This window comes from Paraburkholderia sp. (assembly GCF_036488795.1).
GTDB lineage: Bacteria > Pseudomonadota > Gammaproteobacteria > Burkholderiales > Burkholderiaceae > Paraburkholderia.
The window spans coordinates 1-12142 of the sequence record NZ_DASXHA010000141.1; the positions used below are offsets into that span (position 1 = coordinate 1).

10 protein-coding genes are annotated in these 12142 nt (G+C 64.2%); 2 read left to right on the forward strand and 8 right to left on the reverse strand.

The features are described 5' to 3' along the window. The coding region (locus tag VGH41_RS20660) for an EcsC family protein (RefSeq protein ID WP_331599414.1) at nucleotides 1–526 on the forward strand (526 nt) is incomplete at its 5' end. Here the strand turns inward: VGH41_RS20660 and VGH41_RS20665 are convergent. From VGH41_RS20665 to VGH41_RS20700, 8 genes are all read right to left on the reverse strand, one after another. Next, nucleotides 493–1452: an alpha/beta hydrolase gene (locus VGH41_RS20665; protein WP_331599415.1), complete on the reverse strand. Its 960-nt coding sequence runs from the start codon at nucleotides 1450–1452 to the stop codon at nucleotides 493–495. The genes VGH41_RS20660 and VGH41_RS20665 overlap by 34 nt on opposite strands. Before the next feature lie 157 nt (nucleotides 1453–1609). After that, nucleotides 1610–2044 (reverse strand): CHRD domain-containing protein, encoded by a 435-nt coding sequence (locus VGH41_RS20670; RefSeq protein WP_331599416.1) that lies wholly within the window; start codon nucleotides 2042–2044, stop codon nucleotides 1610–1612. Nucleotides 2045–2433: 389 nt separating this feature from the next. Then, nucleotides 2434–6891: an ATP-binding protein gene (locus VGH41_RS20675; protein WP_331599417.1), complete on the reverse strand. Its 4458-nt coding sequence runs from the start codon at nucleotides 6889–6891 to the stop codon at nucleotides 2434–2436. A 30-nt stretch (nucleotides 6892–6921) separates the two neighbouring features. After that, nucleotides 6922–7668 (reverse strand): aquaporin Z, encoded by a 747-nt coding sequence (gene aqpZ / locus VGH41_RS20680; RefSeq protein WP_331599418.1) that lies wholly within the window; start codon nucleotides 7666–7668, stop codon nucleotides 6922–6924. A 242-nt stretch (nucleotides 7669–7910) separates the two neighbouring features. After that, nucleotides 7911–8555, reverse strand: a complete 645-nt coding sequence (locus tag VGH41_RS20685) for a response regulator transcription factor (RefSeq protein ID WP_331599419.1) — start codon at nucleotides 8553–8555, stop codon at nucleotides 7911–7913. 103 nt (nucleotides 8556–8658) lie between these two features. Next, nucleotides 8659–9351 (reverse strand): response regulator transcription factor, encoded by a 693-nt coding sequence (locus VGH41_RS20690; protein WP_331599420.1) that lies wholly within the window; start codon nucleotides 9349–9351, stop codon nucleotides 8659–8661. Nucleotides 9352–9515: 164 nt separating this feature from the next. Beyond that, on the reverse strand, nucleotides 9516–10250 hold the full coding sequence (locus tag VGH41_RS20695; protein WP_331599421.1) for a response regulator transcription factor: 735 nt from the start codon (nucleotides 10248–10250) through the stop codon (nucleotides 9516–9518). Nucleotides 10251–10383: 133 nt separating this feature from the next. Beyond that, nucleotides 10384–11013 carry an MFS transporter gene (locus VGH41_RS20700; protein WP_331599422.1) on the reverse strand — a complete coding sequence of 210 codons (630 nt, stop codon included), beginning with the start codon at nucleotides 11011–11013 and terminating at the stop codon, nucleotides 10384–10386. A gap of 100 nt (nucleotides 11014–11113) precedes the next feature. Here VGH41_RS20700 and VGH41_RS20705 point away from each other — a divergent pair, with 100 nt between their 5' ends. Continuing rightward, entirely contained in the window at nucleotides 11114–12001 is an 888-nt protein-coding gene (locus VGH41_RS20705) for a LysR family transcriptional regulator (RefSeq protein WP_331599423.1), read from the forward strand. Nucleotides 12002–12142: the final 141 nt, after the last annotated feature.

Below are 12142 nucleotides of genomic sequence, written 5' to 3' on the forward strand. Positions count from 1 at the left end.
CGCAGGCGGCGCTTTCGGTCTGTTCGCGCTGCCGGTGGAGTTGCCGGTTACGACCACGCTGATGTTCCGCTCGATCTGCGATATCGCGCGCAGCGAGGGCGAGGACCTGTCGTCCATCGACACGCAGCTGCAGTGTCTGACCGTATTGGGCATGGGCGGCACGTCGAAAGCTGACGACGACGCCGACTTCGGCTACTTCATCATGCGCGGCGCGCTCGCGCAGGCGGTGTCGAAGGCGTCGTCCGAAATCGCAACCAAAGGATTTACCGCGCACGGCTCGGCCGCGCTGCTGCGCCTGCTCAACATCATCGCCTCGCGCTTTTCCGTGCAGGTGAGCGAGCAGATCGCCGCCAAGTCGATTCCGGCGATCGGCGCGGTGCTGGGCGCCATGGTCAATACCGTTTTCATGGACCACTTCCAGCTCGTGGCGCACGGCCACTTCACCGTGCGGCGGCTGGAACGCCAGTATGGGCCGGAGCTCGTCAAATCCGCTTACGAGGCGATCGATATCGCGCTGGACGGCTGAGCGCTACGCTCGCTCGTCACCTGACGGATGAAGCCGGCCGCGCTGTCGAGCGCGCGACGGGCTTCAGGAATAAACGGCGCGAAGATCTGCCAGACGTGCGGCATCTTCGGCCAGACCTGCAAGTCGACCGTTACGCCCGCGGCTCGCGCATGGTCGGCCACCCGGCGCGCATCGTCGAGCAGCACTTCCGTGCTGCCGGCCTGGATGAGAAGCGGCGGCAAGCCATGCAGGTCTGCATAGACCGGTGACGCGTACGGATGGGTGGCGGGCGTGTCGCCAAGGTACACCTGCGCGGCACGGCCGATTGCCTGGCCGCTGAACATCGGGTCCGCGCCGTCGTTGCTGCGGATCGTTGCGCCGCTGGCCGCCAGATCGGTCCACGGTGAAAACAGCACGCCGCCCGCCGGCAGTGGGTCACCGGCATCCCGCAGCGCCACCAGCGTAGCGAGCGCCAGGCCGCCGCCCGCCGAATCGCCCGCCATCACGATGGACTGCGGCGGCGTGCCGCTCGCCACGAGCTGCCGATACGCGGCCAGCGCATCTTCCAGCGCAGCCGGAAAGCGATGCTCGGGCGCGAGCCTGTAATCGAGCGACAGCGTCGCGGCACGCGCCCGCGTGCCCAGGCCAAACACCAGCGACCGATGCGAACGCGGTGAGCAGAAGTAGTAGCCGCCGCCGTGCAGATAGAGGATGACAGGCCGATGCTCAGTCGTGGCGTGGGTGTCCAGCGGTTCGAGCCATTCGCCGCGCAACGGCTCGTTCGCGCCGTACAGTTCAACCAGACGCCAGCCGGCCGGCACCTTGGGCGACCACACACGCTTCGAAGTCAGCGCGCGTGCGCGTTCGACGTCGATCGTCGTCGCGAGCGTCGCCGGGCGAAACTGTCGACGCAAGTACCAGCATGCGAGAGCGCATTGCCAACTCATCGGAACACACTCCATGAACGGTCAAGGTTCACGCATGGTACGTGTGTGCACGGGCGAGCCGCTTGACGATGCGTTCTAATCCCAAGGAGCGTTCTGCCGCAGCACAACACTACGCGGCGCCCACTCGCCGCCCACGACGCCCACCACGACAGGATGCCTAGTTGGACGGCAATACCTGGCCGCGAATCTCGCCGCTCGGGTTCTGCACGGTATGAATGTTGAAATACCATTGGCCGGACATCAGGTCGGTCACCTGTTGATCGGACAAGGTAGCCGAGCCTTTGATCGGGCTGGCCAGTGCGCTCTTCTCAATGGGGATCTGGACCTTCGCGTTTTGTCCGACCGGCGCGGGGCCGTGAAAGTGCGCGCTGGTCGTCGCGCTGGAGAGCTCCTGATAGGTGATGGTCCATTGCAAGGTTTTGGTCGACGTATCGAACTGCGCGTTCACCATGCCGTGCCCGTGACTGACGCGCGGCGGCACTTCGCTCGACGGCTCCAGATCCGCCTTGAGCGCGACCGTATCTGCAAATGCGATCCCCGATGCCAGCATCCACAACATGACGGCCAGATTCAACTTTCGAAGCGCAATCATCGTTCTTAGCTCCAGACTTGTGCGCCGCAGCACCGAAGGTCCGGCAGCGCTAAACCCTGTGCGAGGCAAGCACATACTATTGCAAATCGTCTTGAGACGCCTCCGTTACGCTTGCTGCCCGCGGGCCAAATGCCTGATCTACGCGCCGCAACCCTATCGCCGCTTTCACCGCCATTTCAAAACAGAGAATTGCGAAAATTACACGCAATCACACCGCATCCCGGAGCTATTCTTGTTCTAGCGAGAAGTGACTCCTTCATCGAAGGATGTCTCCAATCTTCAACGCGGCTTCGGCCGCGTTTTTTTTCGCCCATGCAGATCGCCTTTCGGCACCGGCGACACACGCCATTACCTCGCCGGCTGCCCGATGCGACTTCGTGCCGCGGGAGTCAGGCAAGCAGGGCAGCCTGCTCTTCAATCCCATCCAGCATGGCGTTGCACTTGCGCACGAGGTCGAGCCCTTCCGCGCGACGCCGCTCCGGCGACCTGGCGGTCATACCGCTGCGGTATTGCTCCAGCGCCGCCAGCAACGGCGGGTATTGCAGCACGCCGGCCGCGCCCGCCACCCGGTGATGCCATTCCCGCAACTGCTTCAGGTCGGCCTGATCGAGCAGCGGCGGCAACGCCCGGACGTCATCGCGCACCGACGTCACGAAGGAATCCAGAAGCGCCTTTACCGTCGACTCGCTGCCCCACAATTGGGTCATGTGGCCCAGGTCGACCGGCACGAAGGCTTCGACGACGTCGGGGCCTTGCGCTGCGGCGGCCGGCGGTGAATTCTGCGCTTCCGCGGGCACCGCCTGCCGTGTGCCGTCCGGGCCGAACCAGCGGCTCAGATGTTCGCGCAGGGTCGCAAGGCGGGTCGGCTTGACGAGGCAGTCGTCCATGCCCGCGTCGAGACATTCGCTCAGGTCCTCCGGCGCCGTGTTTGCGGTGATACCGAGGATGGGTAACGGCTGGGTGCCAGCCGGCAGCGCGGCTTCGTCTGCCCGCACCCGCTGCGCCAGTTCGTAGCCGGACAGATTCGGCATATGGCAATCGGTGATGAGGCAACCGTAGCTCGTGTGCTTCAATGCGGCGAGCGCTTCGGCGCCGTCGTTCACGACGTCGCACGCAAACCCCAACAGCGCCAGCTGATGACGGATCAGCTCCTGATTGACCGGATGGTCCTCCGCCACCAGAATCAGCCGGCCGCTCGCAATCGCCCGCTCCCGGTCCGGCGGCGCGGCGGCCGCCTCGTCGGTGCCGCGCACACGCGCTGGCGACGGCGACAAACCGGTCAACGCCGCGGCGCACGCCGCACCGAGGCCACGCCAGGAAATCGGATTGATACTGACGCGCACCGCTTCGTTGATGATCCGGTAGCCGGTCGGCTTGGGCTTTTCGGTCATGCTGATCACGCGAGAATCCGCACGCGCCGCTTCGGGTATCTCGATGCCTTCACTCAGAAAAATCAGATCTGTGTTGGCCAGCACCGCCGGGTCCTGCACCCCCCCGCTAGCCGGACACACACAGCGCAGTTCGATGCCGAGCGCGGTGCCAAAGTGCATCAGCGCCTGCGCGACGCGTTCATCGGTGACGGCCACGACGCCGCGCTTGCCGCGCAGACCACCCATCCTGTAGCGCTGCGCCTCGACGGGCATCGTCAGCCGCACCGTCATGCGAGTGCCCACGCCAGGCGCGCTGTGAAGTTCCAGCGTGCCGCCCATGAGCGCGATCAGCTTACGGCAGATGGTGAGGCCAAGCCCCGTGCCGCCGAAGCGTCGCGTGGTGGACGACTCGGCCTGCACGAACGGCTCGAACAGGCGCGCCTGCACCTCCGGCGCGATGCCGATGCCCGTGTCCTCGACGCTCACCTCGAGCGTTTGCCCACGATCCGTTTGCGCCGCAACGGCGACGCGCACATCGACCTCGCCGGCCAGCGTGAACTTGATTGCATTGCCCAGCAGGTTGAAGAGAATCTGGCGCAGCCGCACGCTGTCGCCGCGCAGGCTGGCGGCCACCTCGGACGCAATATGTACGCGCACCTTCAGGCCCTTCTCATGCGCCCGCCCGGCGAGCAGCCCGACCGCGTTGTCGACCAGTTCGCGCAGGTCGATCGGCTCCGCTTCGATGGTCAGGCGTCCGGCTTCGATCTTCGAGTAGTCGAGCAGGTCATCGAGAATCTGCAACAGTGCGCCCGCGGACTCGTGGATCATGCTGAGCATTTCGCCCTGATCCGCGTTCAGACGGGTACGTTCCAGCACTTCGACGAGCCCGAGCACGCCATTCATCGGCGTACGGATTTCGTGGCTCATCATTGCCAGAAAGTCATCCTTGGCACGCGACGCGGCTTCCGCGAGGTCACGCGCGCGCGCCAGTTCGTCGGAGCGCGCGTGCTCGGCGCTGGCGTCGACCCAATAGCCGCTCCACACCACACTGCCGCCCTCCTCGCGGCGCGGCGCCAGTTCGGCACGCACCCACCTGATCCCGGCGTGCGTCCCGGACCGGAACTCCATATGGATGGGCGTCTCCGAGCGCGCGGAACGCTCGAGTTCGGCCAGCACGCGCGACCGGTCTTCCGGCCAGATCCGTTCGAAGCTGATTTCGCCCGCGCTCATCAGCGTGCTGCCATCGCCGCCCAGCAGATTCTGCGTGTCACCGCCGAGATAAGGGAACGAGTAGCGGCCGAACGCGTCACGCCGCAGCTGGAACACCACCGCCGGCAGCGAGCGCGTCACGTCAAAGAGACGCCGCTCGTTCTCACGGGCGAGCAGTTCGGTCCGGCGGATCTCGGTGATGTCGACCATGGTGCCCAGCACGCAGGCCGGCTGACCGTCCGCGCCACGGCAGATCCGGGTCCAGAACAGACCGTGGCGCATCTCGCCGGCGCGGTCTGCAAATTCGAGTTCGACCTGGCCGTGTTCGCCGGTCCTCAGCATCTGGCGGATCATGTTTTCCAGCTTGCGGCTATTCAATGCGCCCCATGCCTGCACTTCGCGGCCCTTGAGTCCGATGATTTCCTCGCGCTTCAGACCCGAGCACTCTTCGTAAGCGCGGTTGATGGCGATATACCGTCCTTCCAGATCCCGCGCGACGAGCGGATAGGGTACGGTCTCCATCATGGTTTGCTGGAAATTCAGTTGCGCCGCCAGTGCCCGTTCGGTTCGCTTGCGCAGCCGTACTTCGCGCTGCAGTAGCAGATAGGCACGCAGGGTCACCACCAGCACCACGCCAATACCGATCAGCAGCGGCAGCAAACGCACGGCCGTCACACTCCAGCCGCGAGGGTCGCCGGCATTCCCGGTCACCCATTTCTGGCGGATGCGTTGCTTTTCGGCTGCCGGCATGGCGAGCAACGCGCGGTCGATCAAGCCCGCGAGCGGCGCGAGACTGGGGCGCACCGCAAAACCGAGGGAGTCGGATTCGCCGACCGTGCCAAGAATCTTGAGCACGCCGGCGTAGCGCTGCTTCAATTCGAGGTCGACAGCGGCCACGTTGCCGACCAGCACATCCGCCTTGCGGCTCGCCACCAGATTGAGTGCATCTTCGAGGCTGGGCGCCACCGTCACATTCGCCGCAGGGATGCGGTAGGCGGCCAGCGGGATCGAGCCGGCGACGTGCGCGGAGACGGCAATGCGGCGAGTCGCGAAGTCACTCAGACTGCGCGCAACAGGCTCGTCCTCGCGCCCCACGATGACGAGCGGATAGCTTTCGTAAGGACGCGTCTTTGCGGCGCCCGCCAGGCTGGGATCGCCGGGCGAAGAGGTGGCGAGCAGCGCCAGTTCGCCGCGCTGGAACGCGCTGAGCGTCGACGGCCAGTCTTCGATCGGCGCGCGGCTGAAGCGGACACCGAGCGAACGGCTGAGATAGTCGAGGTATTCGGCGGCGATGCCGCTCGGGCGCCCCGACTCGTCGAGATAGCTGAATGGCGGCCAGCCGCGATCGAAGCCCACGGCGAGCGGCGGCAGCGAATGCAGCCAGGCCCGCTCGCCGGGCGTGAGCACCAGTCGCCGGGCGGCGGCGATGGACGATTCATCGAAGCTTTTGCCGAGCCAGTGTACGGCGATGGCCGCCTGATCGGCCGGACCCATGGCCGCCAGCGCCCGATCGAGCTGGTCGCGCAGCGCGGTACGACTGGGCTTCACGGCGAAGCGCAGTTCGCTGGGCCTGACGTTGTCTTCGAAGGCAACGCGCAGATCGCGCATTGCGTCGTTGGCGAGCGCGAATTGCACTGAAGGGGTGAAGCCGAGATAAGAATCGGCGTCGCCCTGTGCAACGGCGCGTAACGCGGAAGCGGTGTCGGTGAAGAGGCTGAATTGCGCGTGCGGGAACCGGTCGCGCAGCGTCCGTTCCAGGGCGAAGCCTCTTTCGATCGCAATGCGCGCGTCGGCAAGCTGCTCGACGCTCTGCAAGGTCGTGTCGCGAGCGTTGGCCACGACCGAAATGGATGACCGGAAGTAAGGCGCGGTGAAGGCGAGACGATGCTCCCGCTCAGGCGTGCGGGCCATGCTCATCGTCACGTCGACGTCGCCCCTGGAGACAGCTGCCAGCAGTTGCGGCATATCCGGATATAGCCTGGGCTCCACGACGACATCCGGCCCCACGAGCGCGCGCAGATAGTCGACGCTCAGACCGGTCAATCGGCCGCCCTCGAATTCCTCGAACGGCGCCCAGCCGCTTTCCAGCACACCCACTCTCAGCGTCGAGGGCGCTGCATTGCCGACGGCGTTTCCCTGTGACGCTACGCCGGGCGGGGTGGCGGCATACGCGAACTGGGCGCCGAGTAGCATGAACAGCGCGACGCAGCACCGCAACAGGGATTGCAGCGCCGCGCTCATGTTGGCGTTGGCGGGCGTCCTCAGCATGCGCGCGCCGACCGGGCAGACAGGTGAAAACTAGATGACGTCATGGCGCATTGCCTCGCGAGTAGCCTGTTGCGCGCGCGGCTTACCCCACAGGAGCGCGTAGACTGCACCGGCAGCGATGCCGCCCGCCATTGGCGCGGCCCAGAAGAGCCAGAGCTGGTCGAGTGCCCAGTCGCCGACAAACAGCGCCGGACCGGTGGAGCGCGCAGGATTGATCGATGCATTGGTGACGGGCAGCGCCACGAGGTAGATAAGCGCGAGGCATGCGCCCTTTACCAGCGGTGTGATGGAACGCGAGATGTTTTTGCGCGAGATCATCAGGTTCGCCATTACGAACGCAAACGACATCACCAGTTCGATCGCCAGCGCTGAGTGGAACTGATAGTCCGCCGGCGAGTGATCGCCGAAGCCGTTAGCTGCGAATTCGCTTGCCGCGAGGTCGAATCCCGGCCGGCCGCTTGCCACATAGGCGAGCAGCGCGGTGCCGGCCACCGCGCCGAGGATCTGAGCGGCAATGTACGGCACCAGATCGCGCACCGGAAAACGGTTGGCGACGGCGAGCCCAATGGTGACCGCCGGGTTGAAGTGCGCGCCTGACAGGCGTCCGAGTGCGTAGGTGGCCGTCGCCAGCGCAAGGCCGAACGCCAGCGCCACCTCGAGCACGCCGTAGCCTTGCGGCGCGCCGCCCGCATTCAGAACGACGCTGCCGCAGCCCACGAATACGAACCAGGCCGTGCCCGCGCCTTCGACCGCCAAACGCTTACCCAACGTCACCATGTCGTGCCTCTGTATGCGCGTCGCACGGTGCGACGACGCATACGATGCGTCGAGTCGCCGCCATGCAGATTTTTTGTTCAGATTGGCATGCCGAATCGCTGATTCGTGAGAGGTTGACGACGCCAGACGTGAACCGCATGCCATCACGCAAGTATGAGATCGCGTTGTCATGCGCCTAATCAGACGATTCTTAATTCAAGGATTTTTCGCCCGACATGATCAGAAATTTCTCTCTCGCACGCTCAAGTCAAACCGATCTGGTGTGCGTATCTGATGAGATCGGCTTCTGATTCGAGGCCTAGCTTGCGCATCGCGCTTCGCTTTTGCGTGCTGATCGTCTTGCCGCTGCGTTCCAGACGCGCGGCGATCTCGCGGATGCGCATGCCTTGCACATACAGACGGAACACCTCCCACTCCCGCGCACTCAGGACACCTGCACGCGGTTGTGGAAACGAGCCGGTCTGGTCGAAGGCGGCGCGCACGCAGGCGGACACATAGTTGCCGCCGCTTGCCGCTGCGTGGATGGCGTCCACCAGCGCCTCCACCGTGTCGCGTTTGTCGACGACGGCCGCCACGCCCATCTGCAGCAAGCCGGCCAGTGTGGGCGGATGGCAGATCATCGTCAGTACGACGATGCGCAAACCCGGCGCGTGGCGCAGGGCACGCCGCAACACGGTGGTTGCGTTGCCAGAGCCTTCGATATCGGGCATGCCGAGATCCGACACGACCACCTCGCATGGGCAGGTGTCGAGACATTCGGCCAGCATTTGCGCATCGGCTGCCTCGCCGACGATCGACATATGTGGAAGGGGCTGCAGCAGTTGTCTGACGCCCATACGGACGCAGCTGTGGTCGTCGGCTACGATCACTCGAATTTTCGGTTTCATTTTTTGTTGTGTACTGGCCGGTACTCCCCGCACGTGGTGCATCCCCAGGAGTTGCCGGACCTTTGATTCACCGTCGCGCGGGTGGCGCGCGACGCCCGCCGGATCAGCGCCGGTTCAGTCGGCGATCGCCGGACAGCACGCCATGCTCGACCGCGAACCGGAATAACTCGCTGTCGCTCTGTAAAGCCAGCTTGCGCATGGCGGTGCATTTCTGCGCGCTAATGGTCTTGACGCTGCGACCGAGCTGGGACGCTATCTCCGTCACGCCCAGCCCCGCCGCGTAGTGCGTCAGCACCTCGAGTTCGCGCGGCGACAACAACTGGCGCACGAACTCGAGGCGGCGCGCTACGGTTGCCTCCGCGATCAGCGAGCGCACTGCCGGCCCCACGTAGCACTCGTGCGCCAATGCCGTGACGATAGCAACATGGATCAGGTCGATGCGATCGCGCTTGCTCACGAGCGCATCCACGCCGAGCGACAGCACCTGCTGCAGCGCTTGCGCCTCGGTCTCCATGGTGAGGACCACCAGCGCCACGTCCGGGTAGCGTTTCTTGAAGCACCTGATTGTGTCGATGCCGTCGCTCCCCAGATCACCCGGCATATGCAGATCCATCACGGCGAGATCGCATTCGACGCGATCGGCTTCAGCAAACAGTTCGGACGAACCGGTAGCACGCCCGACGACTGTGAGATTGGGAAAGCTGGACAGCAGGTTTTCGATTGCGAGCAAAACCAGCGGATGATCGTCCGCGATAATCGCTCTCGTGGTTGCATTGATTTCGGCGCGTTGTTTCATCGTGTTCGGTTTTCCCGATTCGTCACATCCTGTCGCTCTCTTGAGGAACAACTGGGCCAGCGGCGAGCATCAAACATTTGCCAATCGACAAACATAAGAGCGCTCTTAAATGAGAATTTTCCATTGTCATTCTGATTTAATTGATTAGTTATCCGACGTGATAATCAGACCGTTCCGTGAACTCGAACGTAGGCGAATAAAGCGGGATCGTTATCTACCCCAAGCTTGGCCATGGCAATGCGCTTCTGGCGGCTCACGGTGCGGATATCTCGTCCAAGCACGCGGGCGATTTCAGACACTGACCTTCCCCGTACGAACATTCCGACCACCTCCGTCTCGCGCGGCGACAGACAGCGCGTCGATAACGACACGGGAGGCACGCCGTCGACTTCAGTGAGCGCCGCCAGAATCGACTGGCTGATGTGCACATGCCCTGCACTCGCGGACCGGATCGCGCTGACCAGTTCGTCCATCGAGCCGGCTTTGTTCAGCAGGCTCACCGCGCCATCCAGCAAGATGGAACGCGCAATGACGGGGCTTGCCAGGCTGGTCAGCACCACGATGCGCAACGCCGGCCAGTCGCAGCGAATGCGCCTCACGAGACGCATGCCGTCGTCAATCGTGCCGTCTGCTTCAGGCATGCTCAGATCGGTCACGAGCACGTCGCACCTGACCTTCTGCAGCAGTTCAATCAGGGAAGTGGGATTCGCCGACTCGCCGGCAATGACGATGTCGGCGTGCGCGGAAACGGCGGACCGCACGCCGAGCCGCACGAAGGGATGGTCGTCGGCCAGAACGACCCGAAGTTGCACCATGTTTATCTCGTTTGTTGTATGTGTACGCGAGTCAGACGTCTGAAAAAAACGCTGTCGGGTGTTCGGCTCGACGTTCCAATTCATGGCGCGGGAACGGCGTGGCAAACTCGTCTATAAAATCAGTTTGTTCGAAAGAAGCGAATCGGAGGTTTCCGAATAGCCTTCAATTAGCAAACTTATTTCTTTCAAAAACCCTCGTATTTCGCGCACACCCACACTACACGCGCGCTGCGGCGCGCGCCCTCGCAGCGACGGCGCGCGGAAACACCGGCAGCGCGATCAGCGCAAACACACGCGCCACGGCCCACACCATGGGCCACGATCCAACTGACAGCAGCAGCGGAATGGCCAATGGCGTCACGAACAAGGTCAGGAACGCAAAGGTGTTGCCCATTGCCAGCGCCGTGCCGGCACGGCTCGTGCCCGCGAGCGTCGCCAGTTCGGTGAACGCCACGCCATGCCACGCCGAAGCACACACGCCACCCAGCATTGCGAGGCCGGGTACAGATGCGCCGTGCGGCACCACGAAGCACGCCATCGCCGCAAGTGCCGCCGCCGTCGAGCCGAGGCCGAGCAGCAGCACCCGGCGGCCGCCCCAACGATCTGTCAGCAGACCCCACGGCAATTCGCTCAACGCGATGCCAAGACCCATCATCCCGAGCACCAGTCCCAGGCCGCTATTGCCGACGTGATACCCGGAACGCAGAAAGACCGCCGTGGTCGGGAGGCCTGAAAACGCCGCGGAAAAACTCGCGTTTGCGGCAAAGCCGCCCCCTAACGCCTTCCAGCGGTGATTGACGCCGCGCGCGTGGGTCGCGTGCGCGTTTTGCGGAAATTCACGTCCCATGACGCCCCCAGGATCCGAGATGAACTGGCAGCATCGCAAGACTGGACTGTCCATCGGAGAATCAGGAAAATCATATGACTTCCATCGGATAATCCGAATCATGACCTTACGTGGATTCGATCTGACCCAACTACGTACCTTTGTCGCCGTCGCCGAGTCGGGCAGCGTGTCGGCAGGTGCGGAGCGCGTCTTCCTGTCGCAGTCGTCGGTGAGCGAGCAGTTGAAGAAGCTCGAGGAGCGCGCCGGCCAGCCGCTCTTCGTACGCAGCAAACAGGGCGTGACTGCGACGCAGGCCGGCGCGCGCCTGCTCGATCACGCACGCCGCATCCTCGCCATGAGCGAAGCCGCGTTCGAAGACCTGCAAGGCCATTCGCTAGACGGCGAACTGCGCATTGCGATCACGGACTATTACCGTCCGCACGACATTGCCCGCATTCTGAAAACGTTCTCGGAGCAGTACCCGCGGCTGAAGCTGCACGTCACCGTGTTGCCGAGCGCCGTGATCGACAGCAGCGCCGGTGACGACGCGTCGTTCGACATTGGCCTGTCGCTGCGTCTTGCCGCGCCGGCCCAGCGGCGCGGAACCGGCGCGGCTCGCGCACAGGGCACGGCCGTGCGCCGCGAGAAACTGCTCTGGGCCGTCTCCGCCGACGCCGACCCGCGCGTCGCCGAGCCCTATCCGCTCGTGCTGCTGCCGTCCACTTGCCAGCTGCAGCGCTTCGTCGTCAAGCTGCTCGACGAACGCAAGGTGCCCTACGTGATCTCGCACTCGGCGTCGGGCGTGGCCGGTCTGCAACTCGCGTTGAAGGCGGGACTCGGCATCTCCTGTCTGAATGAATCGTCGATCGGCGCCGGCGTCGTTGCCGTTGCGCCAGCGGTTGGCTTACCGGCACTACCTTCGGTTGAATTTCATCTGCTGCCCGGGCGCGCGGGTGAAAGCGAACGGGTCAGCAATGCGCATGCTGCGCTGGTGCGCCTCTTTAGCTGAGCGCAAAAAAGCGTGCCTGGCGTGGCTGGAAACACGCGTGCACTCCATTCGCAGCAGGCCCGTCTGCTGCCCGGCAAAAGCGCGGTTGAAAGCGCTCTGGATGCCGCCTATGATTAGCCGGTATCCGCGTGAATTGCATTT

Excerpts from the sequence above, each read along its gene's own strand:
- VGH41_RS20665 (WP_331599415.1), bottom strand. The coding sequence starts at position 1,452 with ATGAGTTGGCAATGCGCTCTCGCATGCTGGTACTTGCGTCGACAGTTT.
- VGH41_RS20690 (WP_331599420.1), bottom strand. The coding sequence starts at position 9,351 with ATGAAACAACGCGCCGAAATCAATGCAACCACGAGAGCGATTATCGCG.
- VGH41_RS20675 (WP_331599417.1), bottom strand. The coding sequence starts at position 6,891 with ATGCTGAGGACGCCCGCCAACGCCAACATGAGCGCGGCGCTGCAATCC.
- aqpZ (WP_331599418.1), bottom strand. The coding sequence starts at position 7,668 with ATGGTGACGTTGGGTAAGCGTTTGGCGGTCGAAGGCGCGGGCACGGCC.
- VGH41_RS20670 (WP_331599416.1), bottom strand. The coding sequence starts at position 2,044 with ATGATTGCGCTTCGAAAGTTGAATCTGGCCGTCATGTTGTGGATGCTG.
- VGH41_RS20705 (WP_331599423.1), top strand. The coding sequence starts at position 11,114 with ATGACCTTACGTGGATTCGATCTGACCCAACTACGTACCTTTGTCGCC.
- VGH41_RS20695 (WP_331599421.1), bottom strand. The coding sequence starts at position 10,250 with ATGAATTGGAACGTCGAGCCGAACACCCGACAGCGTTTTTTTCAGACG.
- VGH41_RS20700 (WP_331599422.1), bottom strand. The coding sequence starts at position 11,013 with ATGGGACGTGAATTTCCGCAAAACGCGCACGCGACCCACGCGCGCGGC.
- VGH41_RS20685 (WP_331599419.1), bottom strand. The coding sequence starts at position 8,555 with ATGAAACCGAAAATTCGAGTGATCGTAGCCGACGACCACAGCTGCGTC.